20 protein-coding genes are annotated in these 22,858 nt (G+C 38.6%); 8 read left to right on the plus strand and 12 right to left on the minus strand.

Translation table 11 applies throughout. The features are described 5' to 3' along the window. Positions 1–104 precede the first annotated feature (104 nt). The 6 genes from TEGAF0_RS05650 to TEGAF0_RS05675 form a co-directional block, all read right to left on the minus strand. On the minus strand, positions 105–1,082 hold the full coding sequence (locus TEGAF0_RS05650; RefSeq protein ID WP_264900753.1) for a YitT family protein: 978 nt from the start codon (positions 1,080–1,082) through the stop codon (positions 105–107). 12 nt (positions 1,083–1,094) lie between these two features. Beyond that, on the minus strand, positions 1,095–2,222 hold the full coding sequence (locus tag TEGAF0_RS05655; RefSeq protein ID WP_264900755.1) for a carboxypeptidase-like regulatory domain-containing protein: 1,128 nt from the start codon (positions 2,220–2,222) through the stop codon (positions 1,095–1,097). A 14-nt stretch (positions 2,223–2,236) separates the two neighbouring features. Further along, positions 2,237–3,556, minus strand: a complete 1,320-nt coding sequence (locus TEGAF0_RS05660) for an aspartate kinase (protein ID WP_264900756.1) — start codon at positions 3,554–3,556, stop codon at positions 2,237–2,239. A gap of 40 nt (positions 3,557–3,596) precedes the next feature. Further along, positions 3,597–4,436: a chitinase gene (locus TEGAF0_RS05665; RefSeq protein WP_264900758.1), complete on the minus strand. Its 840-nt coding sequence runs from the start codon at positions 4,434–4,436 to the stop codon at positions 3,597–3,599. A gap of 20 nt (positions 4,437–4,456) precedes the next feature. Continuing rightward, on the minus strand, positions 4,457–5,533 hold the full coding sequence (locus tag TEGAF0_RS05670; protein ID WP_264900760.1) for an Ldh family oxidoreductase: 1,077 nt from the start codon (positions 5,531–5,533) through the stop codon (positions 4,457–4,459). A 69-nt stretch (positions 5,534–5,602) separates the two neighbouring features. Further along, complete coding sequence (locus tag TEGAF0_RS05675; protein ID WP_264900762.1) at positions 5,603–6,046, minus strand: single-stranded DNA-binding protein; 444 nt, start codon at positions 6,044–6,046, stop codon at positions 5,603–5,605. Between the two features lie 146 nt (positions 6,047–6,192). Between TEGAF0_RS05675 and mnmA the strand changes: the two genes are divergently transcribed. Then, positions 6,193–7,308, plus strand: a complete 1,116-nt coding sequence (mnmA, locus tag TEGAF0_RS05680) for a tRNA 2-thiouridine(34) synthase MnmA (protein ID WP_264900764.1) — start codon at positions 6,193–6,195, stop codon at positions 7,306–7,308. On the opposite strand, the gene TEGAF0_RS05685 is transcribed toward mnmA, so the two are convergent. From TEGAF0_RS05685 to TEGAF0_RS05695, 3 genes are read right to left on the minus strand one after another with little or no spacing between them, the layout of a single operon-like run. Further along, positions 7,305–8,504, minus strand: coding sequence for an RsmB/NOP family class I SAM-dependent RNA methyltransferase (locus tag TEGAF0_RS05685; protein WP_264900766.1), 1,200 nt, complete (start codon positions 8,502–8,504; stop codon positions 7,305–7,307). The two genes, mnmA and TEGAF0_RS05685, sit on opposite strands and share 4 nt — an antisense overlap. After that, positions 8,504–9,727 carry a 2-oxoglutarate dehydrogenase complex dihydrolipoyllysine-residue succinyltransferase gene (gene odhB / locus TEGAF0_RS05690; RefSeq protein WP_264900768.1) on the minus strand — a complete coding sequence of 408 codons (1,224 nt, stop codon included), beginning with the start codon at positions 9,725–9,727 and terminating at the stop codon, positions 8,504–8,506. Before odhB ends, TEGAF0_RS05685 begins: the two co-directional genes overlap by 1 nt. 33 nt (positions 9,728–9,760) lie before the next feature. Continuing rightward, positions 9,761–12,502: a 2-oxoglutarate dehydrogenase E1 component gene (locus TEGAF0_RS05695; RefSeq protein ID WP_264900769.1), complete on the minus strand. Its 2,742-nt coding sequence runs from the start codon at positions 12,500–12,502 to the stop codon at positions 9,761–9,763. Between the two features lie 205 nt (positions 12,503–12,707). Here TEGAF0_RS05695 and rpsT point away from each other — a divergent pair, with 205 nt between their 5' ends. Beyond that, entirely contained in the window at positions 12,708–12,962 is a 255-nt protein-coding gene (rpsT, locus tag TEGAF0_RS05700) for a 30S ribosomal protein S20 (RefSeq protein WP_026752302.1), read from the plus strand. A gap of 88 nt (positions 12,963–13,050) precedes the next feature. Here rpsT and TEGAF0_RS05705 read toward each other — a convergent pair whose 3' ends face one another. The 3 genes from TEGAF0_RS05705 to TEGAF0_RS05715 are packed head-to-tail and all read right to left on the minus strand — an operon-like array spanning position 13,051 to position 15,830. Next, positions 13,051–14,427 carry a HAMP domain-containing sensor histidine kinase gene (locus tag TEGAF0_RS05705; RefSeq protein WP_264900771.1) on the minus strand — a complete coding sequence of 459 codons (1,377 nt, stop codon included), beginning with the start codon at positions 14,425–14,427 and terminating at the stop codon, positions 13,051–13,053. Positions 14,428–14,430: 3 nt separating this feature from the next. After that, entirely contained in the window at positions 14,431–15,111 is a 681-nt protein-coding gene (locus tag TEGAF0_RS05710; RefSeq protein ID WP_264900773.1) for a response regulator transcription factor, read from the minus strand. Next, positions 15,111–15,830, minus strand: a complete 720-nt coding sequence (locus TEGAF0_RS05715) for a head GIN domain-containing protein (RefSeq protein ID WP_264900775.1) — start codon at positions 15,828–15,830, stop codon at positions 15,111–15,113. Before TEGAF0_RS05715 ends, TEGAF0_RS05710 begins: the two co-directional genes overlap by 1 nt. A gap of 80 nt (positions 15,831–15,910) precedes the next feature. Between TEGAF0_RS05715 and guaA the strand changes: the two genes are divergently transcribed. The 6 genes from guaA to TEGAF0_RS05740 are packed head-to-tail and all read left to right on the plus strand — an operon-like array spanning position 15,911 to position 22,838. Beyond that, positions 15,911–17,446 (plus strand): glutamine-hydrolyzing GMP synthase, encoded by a 1,536-nt coding sequence (gene guaA / locus TEGAF0_RS05720; protein WP_264900776.1) that lies wholly within the window; start codon positions 15,911–15,913, stop codon positions 17,444–17,446. A 14-nt stretch (positions 17,447–17,460) separates the two neighbouring features. After that, positions 17,461–18,615, plus strand: coding sequence for an ABC transporter substrate-binding protein (locus TEGAF0_RS05725; protein WP_264900779.1), 1,155 nt, complete (start codon positions 17,461–17,463; stop codon positions 18,613–18,615). 30 nt (positions 18,616–18,645) lie between these two features. Continuing rightward, the gene (locus tag TEGAF0_RS13590) at positions 18,646–18,807 is read left to right on the plus strand and encodes a DUF2256 domain-containing protein (RefSeq protein WP_346347634.1); all 162 of its coding nucleotides are present in this window, start codon (positions 18,646–18,648) and stop codon (positions 18,805–18,807) included. Beyond that, positions 18,779–21,241: a ligase-associated DNA damage response DEXH box helicase gene (locus tag TEGAF0_RS05730; protein WP_264900781.1), complete on the plus strand. Its 2,463-nt coding sequence runs from the start codon at positions 18,779–18,781 to the stop codon at positions 21,239–21,241. Before TEGAF0_RS13590 ends, TEGAF0_RS05730 begins: the two co-directional genes overlap by 29 nt. Before the next feature lie 5 nt (positions 21,242–21,246). Then, positions 21,247–21,939 (plus strand): ligase-associated DNA damage response endonuclease PdeM, encoded by a 693-nt coding sequence (gene pdeM / locus TEGAF0_RS05735; protein ID WP_264900783.1) that lies wholly within the window; start codon positions 21,247–21,249, stop codon positions 21,937–21,939. Beyond that, positions 21,936–22,838, plus strand: a complete 903-nt coding sequence (locus TEGAF0_RS05740; protein ID WP_264900784.1) for a histone deacetylase family protein — start codon at positions 21,936–21,938, stop codon at positions 22,836–22,838. The genes pdeM and TEGAF0_RS05740 overlap by 4 nt, the downstream gene beginning before the upstream one ends. Positions 22,839–22,858 lie beyond the last annotated feature (20 nt).

Genomic DNA, 22,858 nt, shown 5'->3' on the forward strand with positions numbered 1-22,858 from the left:
GTATTAAACTTGAAAAAACAAGTATTACAATGAACGGTTCCAATAATTTTTTGAGCCTAAGGGACATATCATTTAATTATCCATTGAATTTAATCAAAAAATAATTAATGCCCTACCCCCCTTCGTTTAATCATCCCGCCTTTGGTATCTTTAATACTACTCATGACAACAAAAGCATTGGGATCAATTTTCTCCAATTCAGTATTTAATTTGTTGATTTCTAAGCGGGTAATTACCGTATATACTATATCCATGTCTTTAACATCGCCACTTTTACCATACCCTCTCTTTCCTTTATAAACAGTAACACCACGACCAAGAATATTTATAATCATCGCCCTAACTTCATCGTTATGAACGGAGATAATGGTAACCCCTGTATATTCTTCTAAACCTTCAATAATGAAATCTAGGGTTTTAGAAGCACTTAAATAGGTTAGCAATGAATACATCGCAATTTCAACAGATAAAAAATAAGCCGCTGTAGAAAAAATCAACACATTAATGACAATAATAACATCCCCTATGGTCATACCTGATTTTCTGCTAACAGCAATCGCTAATACTTCAGTACCATCTAAAACGCCTCCGCCTCTAATGGAGAGTCCGATTCCTGCTCCTAAAAAGAATCCACCGAATACAGCGACCAACAGATTGTCTTTTGTGATATCTGGAAATTCTACAAAGTGAACCGTTAAGGATAGTAATAAAATAGCTATGGCAGACTTTATGGCAAATTGTGTCCCCAAAATTCTGTATCCAAATAAAAGGAAGGGTATATTAACCAACAAAATTAGTAACCCAACGGGCACACCGGATAAGGCAGAAATTAAAAGAGAAATACCTGTTGCACCACCATCAATAAAATGATTGGTTAACAAGAACCCTTTTAATCCAAACGCAGCTGAAAGTACACCTAAGAAAATTAGCAGCGCATCTTTTAAACCGGCAAAAATAGTCACCCTAAAAATTCTAAGTCCCTTTGCAATCTGATAAGCACTATATACACCTTCCTGACTTTTATTTTTCTTGTCAGGATTTAAAACACTACGTACAATTAAATTTTTGAGAAATTGATGCATACTTGCAAGTTACTAATACTTATACTCAAGTGGCAACAAGTTTGACAATTTTTCAGACCATGCCCAATAATCCAGCGTGAGTATATCCTTGCCAAAAAAATAACTTCCATTAGCAAGCACCGAAACAATTTTAGAAGAATCAGGCATAAACAATTTAGCTGTTAGCGGATCTCCTAAACTTACATTTCGCTTAGATTTTATATACAAGGAAGACATTAATTTGTCTTTATACACTACTTGCAAATAGTCATTAAATTTCAATCCCGCCGTATTGTCGTCAATAGCAAAAGCTATACTATCACCGTTTAAGGGAGTATTTATCAACACATCCACTTCTTCCATAATTGGCTCTCCATTAATTTTAATAGTGGCGCTTGGGACTTTCTGTCTTATTACCCTCCTTAATTCAAAACCTTCCTCCAGTATTTTATTCCGAAAAACACTGCGCATAAAATGCATTAGAGAACCTTTATATGTTTCTTTTCTGGTTTCAGTCCACTTTTGTTTTTGCCTATTGTTTTTAGATTGCTTTTCCGCAAATAAAGGATATCCCTGATAATAGAATATGCGGGTTTTATAATTGTGTTCAAATTGAGTAAGGGTGTAAGTTAAATCGAAGCCCAGCGCATTGTTTTCAAGTTTGAGAGGCTCTGTTGCGTAAGCTCGAAGAATATTTTCCTTTTTGCTATAATTAAATTTAACTGCACCCTTATTCAACAACCTGCATTTCATAGCATTAGGTGTGTTCCCAATCAACATTTCCATAAAGAAGTCGCCCCATTTCTCCCATCCGTTTTTATCGTAATTTCCAACAATTACTTCTTCCAATTCAGCAACCCGTGGCTTTAGTTCAATAATCAATCCTGTTAGATTTTCCTGTAAGCTTACTTCCCTCGCATAGGTTTCATACCCAATCATGGCAACTACAAGATTGAATCGACCATTTCCTGTTATTTCCAGTTTAAACGCACCAGCACTATTTGTACTAGTTCCAATAGATGTATTGGCAAGAAACACACTTGCTGAAGACAATGCTTGCTTTGAATGAATATCAATGATGTTACCAGTAATAATTCTCTGAGCAGGCAAGAGCTGTGCAAATGCCATCCAGAGAATCATTAAAAGGAATTTGATATTCATTAGTCTCTCTCATTTTACAAACCAAACAAACCCGCATTCAACAATTGCAAAGTTCTGGTTTTGTACGTTTGAGGTAGAAGTAAGGAAATATTATGAGGACTTCCGCCATAGCTCACCATTGTTGTAGGTATTTCACTAAGGGCATCAAATAATTTTTGCAAAACATGATCAGTTTGGGCAATTTCATTACCAACAATCGAAACAATTGTCTGCCCTTTTTCCACGTCCACACTTCCAAATGGTTCTAATTCCCTTACAATTTCATTTAAGAAGGTGTCAGAATCAATGGTTACAGAAACAGCCACTTCAGAAGTGGTAATCATATCGATTGATGTTTTATATTTTTCAAACACCTCAAACACTTTACGTAAGAAACCATAGGCAAGTAACATTCGGCTACTTTTAATTTTAATTGCTGTAATGCCATCCTTAGCTGCTACCGCCTTAACACCTACGCTACCTGCTTCTTTTGTAATAACTGTTCCTACAGCATCAGGCTGCATTGTATTCAATAATTTTACAGGTACATTTTCCTGTTGAGCTGGCCAAATACAAGTTGGATGTAAAATTTTTGCACCGAAATAAGCAAGCTCTGCTGCCTCATCAAAACTCAATTGTTCTATGGCAACAGTTTTGTTAACAATTCTAGGATCATTGTTGTGCATGCCATCAATATCAGTCCAGATTTCGCATACTTCTGCATTACATGCTGCAGCAATTAATGATGCAGTATAGTCGCTTCCACCACGCTTCAAATTATCTACTTCACCCTTTGCATTCTTACATATATATCCCTGAGTCACGAAAATACCTGTACCATTATGCTTTGCCAATAAATCATTCAGCTTGGTTCTAATGAGCGGAAGTTGAGGTTCTTCGTTGGCATCAATACTCATAAATTCTAATGCAGGTAATAATTCGTGCTGAACACCAATTTCAGAAAGATATACAGAGAACAATTTAGTGCTCATCAGTTCTCCTTGAGCCAAAATATCTTTGTTCAATGCTTCACTGAAAGAAATGCGAAGTATAATATTGAGAAACTCAAAATGTTCTGCAATAATCTGACGGGCTTTTTCCTGATTCTCCTCTTTTGCAACCAATTGATTTATGAAGCCCAAATAATGTTGATGTAAATGCTGAATGGTTTCTTTTGCAGATTCCCTCTCACCTTTTGCCAGTAAATCACTGATTTGAACAAGCGTATTGGTTGTACCGCTAAGTGCACTCAATACAACAATTTTATGTTTAGAATCTCTGGTAATTAATTTTGCTACTTCGTGCATTCTTTCTGGCTTACCAACACTGGTGCCTCCAAATTTCATTATTTTCATTGCTGCCTAATTTACAGCAAATGTAACGCTAACAAATGAATCACATGCCATATGGCTTCTGTCCATCGCAGCTCAGATTTTCTCCCGGGTTCACTCCCAGTTTTTTACAAAAAGCAAGATAATACTGCAACCGGAACTTATTTCTGATAGAGTATACACCGCCACACTCAAGTCCACCATTCACAATATTCATAACCGCTCCAAAGCCTGGTTTTCTACCCAAAAGTGAATCCTGTTGATTGGGAATCCATTTGCCAGACATCACTTCGTGACACGAAGGTTTAGGTTCCTGCGGAGTAATCCAAAACCAAATTGCAGATGCAAAACTTAATTCAGCATCATTTACCAATAATTCTGGTTTTTTAAGGAGGCTATCTTTGTTACCTAATACCTGTTCACTAAACAACCCGTAATTATAATTCCAGCTTAATTGAATTGGACCTCTGCCATGATATGATTTACCGTTAACGGGCGGAAAATAGGTATTTGTTGTATCGCTGTAGTGATCACATCCTTTTAAACAGGTTAACTCCTCTTTATAATACAATCCATAATCATAAAAGCTAGCCATTTCTTTTTCATTTCCTCCACCTGTTTCATGAGAGATGGTTGCCAGGAATGCCGCAAGTTCTCTTCGCTGAAGTTCCGTAGATGTATTCGAAAGAAAGGTTGGAAATCGCTTCGTTGCAGCAACAAATGCCTCATAATTATAAAATGGAGTAGACACACTATCCCCCCCATTGATATGCGGAAACAATGCATCCCATTCCACCTTGCTCAATATTTTAAAACCATCCCGACGATCCTGTTTAGCAGATAAACAAGAAATAAATAGCAATGGCAGAATAATCCTAATCAGAATAGATAATGGTGATTGCATAGTAGAATAATTAGGCATTATTATAATCTGATACCGAATAAGTCTCCAGCAGCAATTAAATCATCAACAACAACAGGCAATAGCGGGATGCCTGTTTTCATTCGTTCTGCCTCCATTATACGTTCTGGATCCCCTGGTATTAAAACAGGATTAACAGGGTCAATAGGTTTTGCACTCCGGAAGCGGCCAATCCAGTTATCCATATGTCTTTTAAAAGTTGCTGCAGGTCTGAAGGCATCAATACGCATTGCGCCAACAAAATGACCAAGACCTTCACCCGGCATATTATCGGGCATAGGAATATAAGCCGGGAAAGGTGGTGCCCACGGACCATAAGAAGCGCCACTTAGTACAGCAGAAAAAATATCTACAATACTACCTAGTGCATATCCCTTGTGACTACCATGCGTTTTATCAGATCCCAATGGAAGAAGGGATCCATTTTTTTTCAAAATATTTGCATCATTTGAAGGCACCCCATTTTCATCCTGCACCCATCCTTCCGGGGTATCCTGCTGTTTTCTTTGTAATATTTCCAACTTACCATTGGCGGCTGTTGTCGTTGCAAAATCTGCAACAAAAGGAGGTTCGTTTCCTGCCGGTATGGCTACTGCAATTGGATTGGTTCCAAGCATTTTTTCTTTAGAAAATGTAGGAGCAACCAGTGCACTGGCATTTGTCATTGCCATACCAATCATGTCTTTTGACAAAGCCATCATAGCATGATATCCTGCTATACCAAAGTGGTTGGAATTTTGCACAGCAACCCATCCTGTGCCAACTTTTTCAGCTTTTTCCATGGCAAGCTTCATTGCAAAAGGAGCTACAACTAACCCAAGCCCCTGACCACCATCTACTACTGCAGTTGAGGGTGTTTCGTGAATCACCTTAATCACAGGCTGCGCATTTATTCGCTTTGCCTGCCACAATCGGATATACCCGCTTAGTCTAGCTACTCCATGACTATCAATACCTCTTAAATCCGCTGAAAGCAAAACTTCAGCTGCAATGGAAGCATCTTCTTCCGAACAACCCATTTGCCGGAATACCTTATGTGTAAAGGATAGTAACTGAGCGTATGGGAAAAATTTTTCCATACCGCAATGTACGAAGCAAAAGGGCAATACCGAAGTATTGCCCCTCTAATAAGATGATTTCAAATTGCATTAAAATGGCAGATCATCAAAAGCTTCTGTAATTTCTGATGATGGTGTCATAGGCGAACTGGCAGCAGCAGGGGCAGATTGATAACCACCAGAAGCATATCCTCCGGTATTGGGAGAAGATTCTCCGCTTCTGCTTCCCAAAAGTTGAACGCTACTAACCCTTAATGTTAAGGTTGCACCATTTGTGCCGTCTTTAGTGGTATAGGTTCTAACATCAGGCTGACCTTCAACATATACCTGTGTACCTTTCTTTAAATAAGGGGCAATTCCTGTTCTTTCAGTCCAATAAGCACAATCCACCCAGGTTGTTTTGTCTTTCTGATTACCCTGAGCATCTCTATATCTTTCCGTATGGGCAACGGTAAAATTGATTACATTTTTTCCGTTTACATTATTCAACATGGCATCTTTTCCCAGATTACCGATAGCTGTCATTTTAATCATAGTGTATTTTTTTTCAATTTCTAAAAAATGAAATTAAGTAAAATGCGTAATTCCCGTACAGCCAATTTGATTTTAACGGTTCTCGAAAGTGCAAATCTGCCTTATTTGCCTTCATTGTTCTAATTTTGCAGAAATAAAGGGCAATTATGAGTCGTAAGGGGAAAGTTTTGGTGGCAATGAGCGGTGGTATTGATAGTACTGTTACTGCACTTATGTTGCATCATGAGGGTTATGAAGTGATTGGGATCACTATGAAAACCTGGGATTATGCCAGCAGCGGAACCAGCACCAAAGAAACTGGCTGTTGTAATATTGATTCTTTCAATGACGCAAGACAGGCTGCAGTGCATCATGGCTTCCCCCATTTCATATTGGATATCAGGGATGAATTTGGAGATTTTGTTATAGAAAACTTCGTAGAGGAATACCTTGCCGGAAGAACGCCCAATCCCTGTGTAATGTGTAACACCCATATTAAATGGAAAGCATTACTAAAAAGGGCCAATGCGCTGGAATGTGATTTCATTGCAACAGGTCACTATGCTTCCATCAGAAATCACACCAATGGCAGATATGTTATTAGCAAAGGATTAGATGAAACAAAAGACCAGAGCTATGTTTTATGGGGATTAGATCAGGAACTACTGAGTAGAACAATTATGCCATTAGGGGGATATCGTAAATCTGCCATCAGACAAATGGCTATGGATATGGGCTATCCAGAACTTGCCAAGAAAAGTGAGAGTTATGAAATTTGTTTTGTTCCGGACAATGACTATCGGGGTTTTCTGAAAAGAAGAGTAGAAGGTTTGGAAGATAAAGTAGCCGGAGGCTGGTTTGTAGACAAGACAGGTAAAAAACTGGGGCAACATAAAGGATATCCATTTTATACAATTGGACAAAGAAAAGGTCTTGAAATTGCAATGGGGCATCCGGTATATGTAACATCCATTGATCCCGATAATAATATTGTTGTTCTGGGCGATGAAGCAGATTTGGAACAAAATGATATGATGGTGGGGAAATTGAATTGGGTTAAATACGATGGCATAACCGATGGCATGGAATCCATTACCCGTATTAGATACAAGGATAAAGGAGCGCTTAGTAACTTATACAATGAGCCAAACGGAATTATCAGAGCCCGCTTTTATGAGAACGTAAAAAGCATTGCTCCAGGGCAGAGCGCCGTTTTTTATGAGGACAACGATGTAATTGGAGGAGGTATTATTCAAAGAGGGGAACTAATCCTAAACCCTTAATCCTGTTTTCTGATTAAAGCTGCAAACATTGAGTCCGCACGATGCCGGAAACCAGCAATCAATTGTTGATTCATTAATTCTGTGGAAGGAATCGTTTGCAGAATATAATTCACCACAGCTTCATTCTCTGCTTCAAATACTGAACAGGTAATATAAAGAAAATAGCCACCAGGTCTTAACTTGGTGAACACCGATTTAACAATGGCTTGTTGAGTTTGCTGAAATTCCAGAATACTTTCTGTCTTAAAGAATGATAATTGTTCCGGTGTTCTTCCCCAAGTACCGCTACCTGAACAAGGTGCATCACAAATTATCAAATCAAAAGTCTTATGCTGTAATTCCGGAGATTGCAGCGGTTCACTTAGGTTAACTATTACAGAGTCAAACTGCCGGATGCCCGCTCTCTGAAACCTGCTGATTAAATTCTGAATGATGGTTTTGCGAAGGTCAGAAACGGTCAAATTGATATTACCCAGGACATCTCTGGCTAAAATAGATTTTCCACCACTGGCTGCACAACAATCCCAGATATCAATGGATGCATCTTTCCCTTTTCGTAATTTTTTAGCAGGCTCCATTAATACAGCTGTTTGTTGAGAACTGAAATCCTGTATCACAAAATCCTTATCTACTTCTCCTATGCCCTCCAATTTTGTTCCATTGGCCAAAGCGAGGCAAGTTTCACTTATTGCTGTATAGGCAATATTGGCTTTGTCTAATGCTTTTAAAACGTTTTGCAATCTACCGGGTCTAATCCTGACAAATAAGTAGGGTTGTATTAAATGAGATTCACTGAATGAACTAAATTCAATTGATTTTCCAACACTGTCTTCAAATGGAAAAATCATTGATATAGCAAAGGAGGGAACTTTCTGCTGAACAAAAGACACCCTCTCCGTTACTTCAGGAGACCATGCTTCCATCCATTCTTCACTGAAAAGTATTTCCCAATCATTAGGTTGTTCATTGCATAAAAAGATGGCAACCTGAATTGCTTCATCTAACGGCAAATTGGCTAAAGACTTTCCAGTTCTGAAATATTGGTAACAAAGCTGACCAATAAATCTACGATCCTTGGAACCGAATTTTTTATTCGCAGCAAAATAGGCTTTCAGATAAATCGAAAATGGCGATTCATTCTTAAAGGAGCTTAGTATTGCGGCAGCTGATTTTACATAATTGGCTGCGTATTTCACTATAATTCCAATAAAGCTTTAACAGGATCTTTTCCTATCAACAATAATGCAGGGTTCTCCAATAATTCTTTCACGCGAACAAGGAAGCTAACACTCTCTCTTCCATCAATAATACGGTGATCATAACTCAATGCCAAATACATCATTGGACGAATTACAACCTGCCCATTGATTGCCATTGGACGTTCCTGAATTTTATGCATCCCAAGAATAGCACTTTGAGGAATATTGATAATTGGTGTACTCATTAAGCTACCGAAAACACCACCGTTGGTGATGGTAAAAGTTCCACCCTGCAATTCATCAGCAGTTAACTTGCTATCTCTTGCTTTTGCTGCCAATTCTACTACTTTCTTCTCAATGTCTGCCATACTGAGGCTCTCTACATTTCTCATAACAGGAACAGTAAGACCTCTTGGTGTACTTACTGCGATACTGATATCCGCATAATCATGATACACAATCTGATCACCGTCAATGTACGCATTCACAGAAGGCCACTCACCTAAAGCAATTGCACATGCTTTAGCAAAGAAGCTCATAAATCCAAGATTAACTCCGTGTCCTTCTTTAAATTTATCTTTGTACTGCTTTCTGATCTCCATGATTTGCGTCATGTCCACTTCATTGAATGTGGTTAGCATAGCAGTTGTATTCTTAGATTCAACCAATCTTCTACTAATGGTTCTTCTTAATGCACTCATTTTTTCCTGACGTACATTTCTGCTGAACAATGCCCCATCTGAAACAAATGATTTTTTACCTGGATTATTGATCGCATCCAATACATCCTGCTTCATTATTTTCCCCCCTGTTCCTGTAGGAGTGATTGATTTAGTATCTACTTTCTTGTCAGCAATAATAGCAGAAGCCACAGGGCTTGCCTTGATGTCATTGGATATCGCTGTAACCGGAGCCTGACTCACGGCAGCGGGTTGAGCTGATGTAGTAGCTACGGGTGCAGGAGCCGCAATACCTTCAGGCTTTGGCGCTGCATCATCAATATTTGCCAATACATCTCCAATATTTAAAGTATCTCCCTCTTTACCAACAGTTTTTAAAATTCCAGCCTTCTCCGCATTTACTTCAAATGTAGCTTTTTCACTTTCTAACTCAGCAATCACTTCATCGCGTTCCACCCATTCTCCATCTTTTTTAGTCCACTTCAAAAGTGTTACTTCATTGATTGATTCTCCTACTGTTGGTACTTTTATTTCGATCATAACGAGAGATTAATAAGGTATATAGATTGACTATTAAATATTAAATGCTGTTTCAATTATTTCCAATTGTTCCTGCGCATGTACTTTAGCATATCCTGTAGCTGTTGCTGCGCTGGCATTTCTGCTGATAACTCCAAAATTGATAGTTTTCAAATTGGTTTGAAGGAAACCAGCTGCGCCCATATTCAAAGGCTCTTCCTGAACCCAGAACCAGGTTGCTTTGTTGTATTTTTTATACAAGGCATCTAATTGCTGAAGTGGCATCGGATAAATCTGCTCTAATCTAACAATGGCAATATCCTTTCTGTTCTCTTTAGCTTGTTTATCGGCAAGTTCAAAATATAGTTTGCCTGAGCAGAATAAAACTTTTTTAACTGAAGCAGGATCTTGTACAAAAGCATCATCAATTACTTCTTTAAATCCGCCAGAAAGGAAATCCTCTTTTGAACTGTATGTGCCAGGATTACGCAGATTGGCTTTTGGAGAGAAATTAATCAATGGCTTGCGGAAATTCCAGGTAGTCTGTCTTCTGAAAGCATGAAATAAATTAGCTGCACTGGTTATATTGGTCACAACCATATTTAATTCAGCACACATTTGCAGGAAGCGTTCCATTCTTGCACTACTATGCTCTGGACCTTGTCCTTCATAACCATGCGGCAACAACATAACAAGACCATTTTGTCTTTGCCATTTTTGTTCGCCTGCTGCAATGAACTGATCAATCATTGTTTGTGCACCATTACAAAAATCACCAAATTGTGCTTCCCAAATTACCAAAGCATTTGGATTTGCCATAGCATATCCATATTCAAATCCTAATACCCCATATTCACTAAGCAAAGAGTTATAAATTCTGAATTGCTCTTGCTTCTCCTGAAAATGGTTTAGTCGATTGTATTCTGCATTGCTTTCTTCGTCTCTCAATACTGCATGACGATGACTGAAAGTTCCTCGCTTCACGTCCTGTCCACTCATACGTACAACATTCCCATCAGTCAGAATAGAACCATATGCCATCAATTCGGCAGTAGCCCAATCTATTTTACCTTCAGTTTCATATAATTTTACTTTATCCTGAATTAATTTTTCAATCTTCTTAAGTGGCTTGAAATCGCTGGGCCATTTCATTAATCCATTGAAAAGCAGATTGAATTTTGCATCGTCAATTGCCGTGACAGGAGAAAATTCAAAATCATCGGCCGTTGCTTTTACAAATGATTTCCAAATTAACTCCGGCGGCTGATATTTGTATGGAAGCGGATTCTGCTTTACTTCATCTAAACGCTCCTGCAAGTCGCTCCAGAATTTCTTTTCCATCGACTTAGCCAGTTCCTGTGCATCGCTTGTTCCACTCTGGATAAGATACTGCGTGTATATTTCTCTCGGGTTCTGGTGTTTATCAATTAAAGCATATAACTGTGGCTGGGTATATTTAGGATCATCTCCTTCATTGTGACCATGTTTGCGATAGCAAACCATGTCTATAAATATATCCGATTTAAATTCTTGTCTGTAACGGGTTGCTATTTCAGCACATTTCACTACTGCTTCTGCATCATCCCCATTCACATGTAATACTGGTGCCTGTACCATTGCTGCAACAGAAGTTGAGTAATCGGCACTGCGAGCATCATCAAAATCAGTTGTAAATCCAATCTGATTATTGATTACAAAGTGTATTGTTCCTCCAGTATAATAACCACGGAGTTTGCTCATCTGCAAAACCTCATAAACAATACCCTGTCCTGCAACAGAAGCATCTCCATGAATCAATATGGGTAGAATTTTTTCAAAATGACTTTCAGATATCAAATCTGCTTTTGCTCTTGCAAAACCAACTACTACCGGATCAACCGCTTCTAAATGGGAAGGGTTCGGCATTAGTTTCAAATGAATGGTTTTATCATCCAGGGTCTTCACTTCACTTCCATATCCCATATGGTATTTAACATCCCCGCTTCCCATGGTCTGATCAATGGTTGCTGTTCCTTCAAATTCACTAAAAATTTGTTCATAGGTCTTTCCCATAATATTGGCCAGCACATTCAATCTTCCTCTGTGTGCCATACCAATCACCACTTCCTGTACTTGTTGATTGGCTGCTGTATTGATGATTGCATCTAAAGCGGCGATAGTGGTTTCGCCACCTTCCAGTGAAAACCTTTTTTGTCCGATATACTTGGTATGCAAGAATTTCTCGAACATGACACCCTGATTTAGTTTCTCAAGGATTCTCTGCTTCTTATTTAACGGTAGTGGCTGGGCAAAATTTTGCTCCATTTCTGCGGTCAGAAAATCAACTTTTTTCTGGTCGCTGATATATTTGAACTCTATACCAACATGATTGGCATATGCGTTTTGCAAGTGTGCCAAAATTTGTTTCAGCGGAGCAGGTCCTAATCCAATCAGATTGCCTGTCTGGAATACGGTATTAAGATCTTTATCTGATAAACCGAAAAAGCTCAGGTCTAGATTAGCACCTCTATCTTTTCTGGTTCTGATCGGATTTGTTTTTGCAATTAAATGCCCCTTATTTCTGTATCCAAGAATCAATCTGTACACTTTGATTTCCTGCATCCAATCTATAGATCCAGCATCAACGGCTCCTGGTGCAGCCTGTCCGGCCGCATAATTTCCATTGACAGCAAAGTCAAATCCTTCAAAAAACTTTCTTAAATCGGGGTCAACCAGCGTTGGATCAGTTAAAAAGTCCTTATAGAGACTCTCAATGAATGCCGGATGTGAATGGGTGATGTACGAAAAATCCTTCATTTGGCTTAATTATGCAGCTTTTCAATCTAAATTGGGGCAAATATCGGGCATTGGAGGCAGAAAATAAACCAAAAATTAAGCTAAACCTAGGTTAATTATACACAGCCCAATTTTGGACCGATTTGGCTTTTTTTGATTTTTTTTATTTAAAATTTTCAAATTTGCCTGAAAGCTATTACCTTTGCCGTCCCGAAAAAATTAGAAAATGGCAAATCACTCAGCTACAAAGAAAGACGTTAGACAAGCCGCTAAGCGCCGTGACCGTAACCGTTACTATGGTAAAACCACTCGTAACGCTATCCGTGACTTAAAAACAAGCGCAGAGAAAAAAGGATACGAAGAAAAACTACCTGACGTTATTTCTATGATTGACAAATTGGCTAAGCGTGGAATTATCCATAAGAACAAAGCTGCCAATCTGAAGAGCAAATTAGTGAAGAAAGCAGCAAACTTAGCTTAACTGAGACTGCTCTCCTGAAAATACCTGAAGCCAATCAAAATTTGATTGGCTTTTTTTATTGCAGTGTTTTTACAGGAGTCAACTGATATTATATCAAAGATTCTATAGGGAATTCAACTTTAAACTGATTCAGATTATCTCCCTTGGCAGAGTAACTTAATTTGCCCTTGTGAATTTGTATGATACGTTCAATAATGGCCAGTCCAAGCCCGAAACCTTTTTTACTTTCTGCATTGGCGCCTCTGAAAAAAGGAAGAAACATTTTGGAGACTTCCTCCGACGTCAACTGTTTTCCCTTATTCTGAAATACAATAGAAAGCTTTTGGTCACCTGTATGAATGATAATTTGTACCGATTTGTCAACAGAATATAAATATGCATTCTTAATCAGATTAACAAATGCTGACCGTAGTAAAGAGTCATTTCCTTTTACCATTAATTCTACATCGTCTTTGGGCAAATTATCATAACTGATATCAATTTTGCCGTCAGGAAAGCTCTTATTAAAGTAAGCAGCAGTATCATATAAAAGCTCATCCACCCTTAGTGCTGGCCAGTTCTCCACAAACTCAAGCTGCTCATTTTGAGAAATCTGTAACAAGGCATTTGTCAATTCAATCAAATGCTGCTGATCTTCCTTTAATGATAAGAGTACTTTCCGGAATCCTTCCACATCATTTACATTATTAAGAGCTGCTTCTGTTTGGGAAAGCATTACTGCAAGGGGCGTTCTTAGTTCATGCGAACTGTGCTGTACAAAGCTCTTCCGGTACTCAAAGCCGGTTCTAATTCTTTCCAGCATCGCATTAAAGTTCTTGGCAATAGCGTAGATTTCATCCTTTGCAGGTTTTACAGTAATTCGTTCTGATAAGTTAAAGACATTTGTACGCTGCATCTGGTCACTTAATTCAACAATCGGCTTGATTGCTTGCTGTACAAACAAAAAAGAAATAACAGCTGTCAGCAATAAAGACCCTCCGAAAACACCCGACAGAATTATACTCATTGTATACACTTTTTTTAAGCCTACCCTATCATATGCTTCCGTAATTAAAAACTCTTTTTGTTCAGGCTTATAAGTAGCAACAATCTGATTCTGAGCTGAATCCATAATCTCGAGCTTGCCCTGTTTCTTAACTTTTTCAAAGTTGATTTTGGGAATGTCTACGGCGGTATTAACACCCAAACTAAAGATCAGGGATTGATTAGAATCCAATACAAAAAGATGTTCGTTAATCAATGCAATCCTGTGTAATTCCAACACATCATCCTGTTGCACATTCGCATTTTTATTGGAGAGCGATTGGTAAATTTCATACAAGTCCTCTCCTTCTAATTCTACCCGATTAAAATAGTCCTCCTGCCTGTAAGATGCATACAAAAAATAAATACTAGCGCAGGCTATTAAGAGAATTCCTGCTACAAAACTGGAAAATAGTAAAGCAAATCGGAGCTTTAAATTCATCTGCTATTTGATGTAATAACCAAAGCCTGGTTTTGTATGAATCAATTTTTTTTCAAAAGGCTTATCAATTTTATTTCTTAAGAAACTGATGTACACTTCAATTGTATTTGTTCCGGTATCAAAACTCAGGTCCCAGACTTTTTCCAATATTTCCTGTTTAGAAATTACCCGCTCAGGTGTTCGCAGCAATAAAGTCAAAAGCGTAAACTCTTTGGAAGTAAGATTAATAACAACCCCAGACCTGGTTACACTTTTTTGTTTAAAATCTATCTCCAAATCTTCATATACCAGCTTTTCCTGACTATCAGTTGTATCTATCCTTTTAAAAAGTACTTTTAATCTTGCAAATAGCTCATCAAAATGAAATGGTTTAACCAGATAATCATCTGCTCCAACATCAAAAGCTTCCACTTTATCATGAATTTCTCCCATGGCGGTAAGCATAACTATCGGCAATTTTGCACTGCTTTTTCTGAAATCCCGGCAAAGGTCAACACCGGATTTTCCCGGCATATTAATATCCAGCAATGCAAGAGAGTAATTGTTTTCCTGAAATAATTTTTCAGCTGCCAATCCGTCTTTAGCAACATCTACATCATATCCAACGCGGGTTAGCTCTTCCTTAATTGCAGTAGCCAACTTTGCTTCATCTTCTGCTAAAAGAATTCTATATTTTTTTTCCATTAGTCTATTTTTTTAACGTTGCCGGCACCAACAATTTTCTGACTGACTTCTGCATTGCCTTTGTAAAAGACGTCACCGGATCCCATTATTTTAATATCTAGTTGCACATCAGCAAATACTTTAACATTGCCATTGCCCGCAATTTTAATGGAAGAAATTTCAGACTTTAACGCTTCTGCATTACAGTCTCCCGTTCCGGCAATATCAAATTTGGCTTTCTTGGTTTCACCCGCTAATGTTACATTTCCTGAACCTGCAATTTCCACTTCAATCTGAGGGGTATTTACATCCAGATTAACATCACCCTGACCTGCAATATCTATTTTAAGTTCTTGGGAACCAACAAACTTACCCTTACCGGTAATATTCCCAGATCCGGCCAAGTGCACACCTGACAACTTAGGAGTAGTAATGATAATTTTTATTCCATGATCCGATTTAATATTGAATTTCCTTTTGGTTTTAAAAACCAGTTCATCATTGCTCTCCGACATTAGCACAAGATGCTGCAAATTTTCGTCGGTTTCCACAACAACGGAAGTTTCTGCCCCAGGAATCAATACAATATCAAAATTCCCTTTAATGACTATTTTTTCGGCCTTTTTTACATTTCTCTTTTCAGAAACGATATTTCCGTCACCGTGAACGGTTTTACCTATCCAATTGCAGGAAGTAATGATAGCCGCCAGTAGCAATAAAGCAAAAGCCCGAAGTTTCATATACTAATAATTTACGTATGTGAAAGGTAGCAAAAAAGGCATTACTAGCAGCAGAAGTAAATTTGGATTAACTTTGCCACATGACAGAAAAAATACTAATTCTCGATTTTGGCAGTCAGTATACTCAACTAATTGCCAGGGCTGTTCGTGAGGCAAATATTTATTGTGAAATCATCCCTTTTCACAAGGAATTTACGATAGATGCTACGTTAAAAGGAATTATCCTCAGCGGTTCTCCCTTTAGTGTTAATGAAGAAAACGCCCCTGTAGTTGATATTGCTGCCTTCAATGCAAAATTACCCGTATTGGGGGTTTGCTATGGAGCCCAGCTTACTGCCAAAGTTTTCGGAGGAAAAGTTGACAAGTCTAACAAAAGAGAATACGGAAGAGCGCAACTGGAAATTACTAAAGCTGATAAGCTATTTAATGGTATTCCTGCTAAATCACAGGTTTGGATGAGCCACAGCGACTCCATTAAGGATTTACCGGCAGGCTACAGCATACTTGCTACTACAGAAAGCATTCCTGTTGCGGCATTTAAAAAAGACGATACAAGCGGATACCCATTATATGGTTTTCAATTTCACCCCGAAGTTTACCATTCAACAGAAGGCAAGAAAATGATTCGCAATTTCTTGGTAGATATCTGTGGTTGTAGTCAAAGCTGGACCCCGGCCTCATTTGTAGAAGAAACGGTTGCTAAACTAAAAGAAGAAATTGGCGACAAAGAAGTAATCATGGCTTTAAGCGGTGGTGTAGACAGCACGGTTGCCGCTACGCTGATTGCACGTGCAATAGGAACCAGATTACATGGCATTTTTGTAGATAATGGCGTTTTAAGAAAAGATGAATTTGAACAGGTACTGGCTACTTATAATAGTATTGGATTAAATGTGAAAGGAATTGACGCCAAAGAAATATTTTATGCAGCCCTAAAAGATCAGACAGATCCAGAAGCCAAAAGAAAAGCTATTGGTAAATTATTTATCGATGTTTTCCAATCAGAATCACAAAAACTGAATAATATTTCTTTCTTAGGTCAGGGTACCATTTATCCCGATGTGATCGAAAGCGTTAGTGTTCACGGACCGTCGCAGACCATCAAGAGTCATCACAATGTGGGAGGCCTTCCTGACACCATGCATCTTTCCCTAGTAGAGCCTTTGCGCTATTTGTTTAAAGACGAAGTTAGAAAAGTAGGGCTTGAGCTTGGCATACCGGCAGATATGATCAACCGACACCCCTTCCCCGGACCAGGACTAGCCATCAGAATCCTTGGAGAAGTAAATGCAGAAAGAGTAGATCTTTTGCAGAAGGCTGATGCTATTTTTATCAATGGGCTTAAAAAAGCAGGACTCTATACTCAGGTATGGCAGGCAGGCACGATTTTGCTCCCTGTGAAAAGTGTTGGGGTAATGGGAGATGAAAGAACTTACGAATTCACCGTTGCGCTAAGAGCCGTAACATCTGTTGACGGAATGACAGCCGACTGGGCACATTTACCTTATGAATTTTTAGCTGATATTTCCAACGAAATCATTAATAATGTAAGAGGAATTAACCGGGTTGTTTACGATATCAGCAGTAAGCCACCGGCAACTATTGAATGGGAATAACCAATGCTATTATCTTGAAAAAAGGCTTTGTCATATTGTTACTGATTTTTGCGATTGCTATTAATAAAAGCACTTATGCGCAAACAGCTGGCCCTCTTAAGATAGCGGTATTTGCACCTGTTTACTTAGAAGAAGCATTTAATGAAGGTATTTATTCGCTTGGTAACAATAATATTCCTAAGAATATTCTGCCCGGTCTCGATTTCTACAATGGAATTCAACTGGCCATAGATTCCTTGCAAGCAGAAGGGCAACAATTGGAAATTTTATTCTTCGATATAAAAAGCAAACAGGAATCCATTGACGGGATTATACAAAGTGGTAAATTAAATGGCACTTCCTTACTCATTGCTTCTTTCAACAACAGGGCAGATATCAAGCCACTTGCCGACTATGCCAAATCAAAGCAAATCCCTTTAATATCTGCCACTTATCCCAACGACGCAGGTATTCGCTCGAACCCTTTTTTTGCATTGGTGAACCCAACATTACTAACCCATATTGAAGGAATATTCAAATATTTACAGAAGAATCATCCAACAGAACCTATCCTTTACGTAAAAAAGGCAGGTGCACTGGAAGACATGATTGAGCAGACATTCCAGGAATTGAATAAAAAAACACCAGCGCTACCATTAAAACTGAAAACCATTTCAGTAAGTGATAGTATCAATATTGCTCAATACAATTCACTGCTAGACAGCACCCGAACCAATATTATTTTATGTGGCACGGTAAATGAAGTATTCGGTATTAATCTGGTAAAATCTGTTGCAGCCAACAAATCTTATAAATCTGTTTTGCTAGGAATGCCCACCTGGGATGCTATTAAAGATTTGGGAAAAGGCACTGAAATTATTTACTCTACTCCTTTCAATTACAATAGAACCGACAAACTCTTACAAAGAATTTCAACTCAATACCGCAACAAGTTGCAAGGAAGGCCTTCTGATATGGTTTTCAAAGGATTCGAGTCCTTGTATCATTTTGGCAGACTTTTAATAAAGCACCAGAAAATGATTGCCACCCAACTATCAGATAATAGTTTTAAAATTTTTAATGAGTTTGACTTTGTTCCCGTTCAACAAAACGGAGAAATTAGTTACTTAGAAAATAAAAAGCTCTATTTCGTAAGGAAATCAGACGGAATAATTAAATCTGTACAATAAACCCTTTTACTTTCCTGTTGTTTTAACTTCATGTCTAACTTTAAAGGGAACAAATCCTATCTACCTCAAAAAAACTGCATTACCTGCGGCAAGCCTTTTTCCTGGAGAAAAAAATGGGCTAAAAACTGGGAAGAAGTAAAATATTGCAGTGACAAATGCAGGAATGCAAAGAAAAGCAATGCAAGCCAGTAAAGGATTTCAAATTGTAACCAATTGGCTGGAGCAACAAGAACTCAAGCCCTTCCCCTTTCAGGAACAAACTTGGAAGGCAATTTTAGCGGGAGAAAGTGGTCTGGTAAATGCGCCTACCGGATGCGGTAAAACCTATTCTGTTTTTTTGGGTGCCATCATGCAGTTTATCAACGAAAATCCAGCTGATTGGCCAAAACAAAAAAACATTGGTTTACAATTACTTTGGATAACTCCTTTGCGTGCACTCGCAAAAGATATTGGCAGGGCCATGGAAGAAGTGATTGATTCACTTGGAATGCAATGGAAAGTGGCTATCAGAAACGGAGACACCAGTACAGCCGATCGTGCAAAGCAGAAAAAGCAAATGCCGGAAATTTTAATCATCACTCCAGAGAGTCTGCAGTTACTGCTGACACAAAAAAATTATCCAACTTTTTTTTCATCACTTAAAATACTGGCTGTAGATGAATGGCATGAATTACTGGGAAGCAAACGTGGCGTACAAACAGAACTGGCCATCAGCAGATTGGTAAATTGCAGTGAATCTTTACAGGTTTGGGGAATCAGCGCCACCATTGGCAATTTGGAAGAAGCAAGAGAAGTTCTTTTAAGCCCTTTGAAAAAAAATGGAATAACCGTTCAGGCTTTAATTAATAAGCCGCTTGAGATACACACTATTATTCCTGATGAAATTGATTCTTATCCCTGGGCAGGACACCTGGGAATAAAACTTGCCTATACGCTAATCCCAATTATTGAGAATAGCAACACTACGCTGATTTTTATTAATACCAGAGGCATGAGTGAAACCTGGTATCAGACACTATTGACACTTGCTCCTTCCCTAGCCGGTGCCATAGCACTTCATCATGGTAGTATTGAGCAGGAATTAAGATTATGGGTAGAAGAAGCACTGCATACACAGAAACTGAAAGCAGTGGTTTGCACTGCCAGTCTAGATTTGGGTGTAGACTTTCGTCCTGTTGATACCGTTATACAAGTGGGGTCCCCAAAGGGTATTGCACGCTTTTTACAAAGAGCCGGAAGAAGCGGACATCGTCCGGGAGAAATTAGCAGAATTTATTTTTTGCCGACACATAGTTTAGAATTGGTGGAAGCTGCAGCTTTAAAAACGGCTGTAACAGAAAATGCCATTGAAAGCAAGGATCCATTGGTCTTATGTTTTGATGTGCTGCTTCAATATTTGTGTACGCTTGCTACAGGTGAAGGATTTGAGCCAAAAAAGATTTATCAGGAAGTAAAGTCTACCTATTGTTATGCAGACATGCAGGAAGCCGAATGGCAGGAAATTCTAAGGCATATTACAACAGGAGGGCAAGCTTTGCAGGTATACGATGAATTTAGAAAAGTGGAGATTGGAAATGGTATTTACAAAATCAACAGCCGCAAAGTAGCTATGCGACATCGTATGCATATTGGAACGATTGTAAGTGATGCCATGTTAAAAGTAAAATTTCTAAGCGGAGGGTATATAGGCGTAATAGAAGAATACTTCATAAGTAAACTGGAACCAGGAGATGTTTTTACGCTAGCTGGCAAGAACCTGGAGCTCATCATGATAAAAGACATGAATGTGCTGGTTAAAAAATCTAGTGCAAAAAAATCACTGATTCCTTCTTGGCTGGGGGGCAGAATGAGTTTAACGGCCAATCTGGGAGAAGTCTTAAGAAGAACTTTTTCAAAAGCACTACAAAAGAATGCCGGCTTAGAAATGGATAGCCTGCACCATTTATTTTCCATTCAACAAAGCTTATCTCATATTCCACAGCCAGACGAATTGCTCATAGAACAAATTGAAACCAAAGACGGATATCATCTGCTGGTATATCCTTTTGAGGGAAGGCAGGTGCATGAAGCATTGAGTGCAATACTCGCTTTTAGAATTGCACAGATTCAGCCTATGAGTTTTTCTATATCTATGAATGATTATGGCTTTGAATTATTGAGCGACACCCCAATACCGGTTGATGACAGTAATGTATATGAATTATTGAGCAATAAAAATTTGTTGACTGATATCCAGCAAAGTGTCAATAACACAGAAATGGCCAAAAGAAAATTCAGGGATATTGCAGTGATTGGAGGACTCATTTTTCAGGGTATGCCTGGCGAAAAAACCAAGGCCAGACATTTACAATCGACTGCCTCTCTCCTGTTCAAGGTTTTTGAAGAATACGATCCAGGCAACCTATTGTTGAAGCAAGCCTATAACGAAGTACTGACGCAACAAATGGATGAAGTGCGCCTAAGATTGGCATTACAACGTATTGCAAAAAGCAAAATCGTACTGACCTATCCGGCTAAACTAACACCACTTTCCTTCCCGATAGTGGTGGATGGATTGAACAGAAATAACCTGAGTTCAGAAAGACTGGAAGATCGGGTGAAAAAAATGCAACAACAATTATCTTAGCAAGTATGAAAGGAGATCAATTGTTACTATGCAAGGAACAGCACCTGTGGCTTTCAACAAACAGAACTATATTCTGGGAAGAAGAAAAAACAATGATACTTTCAGACACCCATTTCGGAAAAACCGGACACTTCAGAAAAAACGGGATAGCTGTTCCACAAAATATTTATAAAGAAGATCTTCAAAGATTTTTTAGCATTACACAATTTTACAAAGCTCAGAGAGTACTCGTGGTGGGAGATTTTTTTCACAGCTATGCCAATGAAGAACTGGATTGGTTTCTGAAATGGAAAAGAGATTTTACGCAACTACAAATTACATTGGTAAGGGGCAATCATGATGTATTACCTTCAGCATGGTATGAAGCTGCAGCCATTGAAATTGTTCCGGAAACCTTGCTTTTAGGCCCATTTCAGTTTCAACACAATTACGAGGAGAAATTGGAAAAAGATAAAGACAACAAGGTATTTCAACTTAAAACCGACCAATCGGCTTATATTTTCTCAGGTCACCTTCATCCCGGAGTTACCATTAAAGGCCTGAGTAAACAAAGCTTACGATTTCCTTGTTTTTACTTTGGCAAAAAACACTGCATCTTACCTGCATTCAGCAAATTCAGTGGATTAGCAACCATTAAACCGAAAAAGGCAGACCAGGTATTTGCCATCGTAAATGACAACTTGATTCAGACCCAATGATACACATCGCCTTTGACAGCATATATGCACACCCATTACCGGAAAACCATCGTTTTCCTATGCTTAAATATCAATTGATTCCTGAACAATTGATGCATGAAGGCACTTATACTTCAACCCATTTTTTTAGTCCTGCATCATGTTCAACAGAAACAGTTTTACGAACACATGAAACCGAATACCTGAATAAACTACTCAACCAAACATTATCAGCCTCTGAGCAAAGAAAAATCGGCTTTCCGCAATCACCTGAATTAACCCAACGGGAATTAATTATAACACAAGGCACCATTGATTGTGCGCTTTCCGCACAAAAAAACGGAGTGGCTTTAAACATAGCTGGTGGTACACACCATGCATTTGCAGAAAGAGGTGAAGGCTTTTGTCTGCTCAACGATATGGCAGTAGCTTCCAACTATTTACTTGATAAAAATTTAGCGGCTAAAATCCTGATTATTGACCTGGATGTACATCAGGGAAATGGCACAGCCAAACTTATGGAGAATGAACCTAGGGTTTTTACCTTCAGCATGCATGGCGCACACAACTACCCTTTTCATAAAGAGAAATCAGACTTAGATATTGGCTTATTGGATGGTACAGATGGTCCAACTTACTTGAAACTCCTTACCGAAAATTTGTCCAAACTGATTGATGAGTTTCAACCCGACTTTGCTTTCTACTTATCAGGGGTAGATGTACTGGATACTGATAAATTTGGGAAATTAAAACTCAGCATTGCCGACTGCAAGCAAAGAGATAAAATTGTTTTTGAAGCCCTAAAGAAGAATACTATTCCTGTTGCGGTTGCATTAGGAGGAGGCTACTCACCAGATATCAAAACCATTGTGGAAGCACATTGTAATACGTTTCGACTGGCTGGAGATTTATGGGGTTAAATACTGAACTAATTAGGCCA

Source organism: Sediminibacterium sp. TEGAF015 (assembly GCF_025997995.1).
Classification (GTDB): Bacteria; Bacteroidota; Bacteroidia; order Chitinophagales; family Chitinophagaceae; genus Sediminibacterium.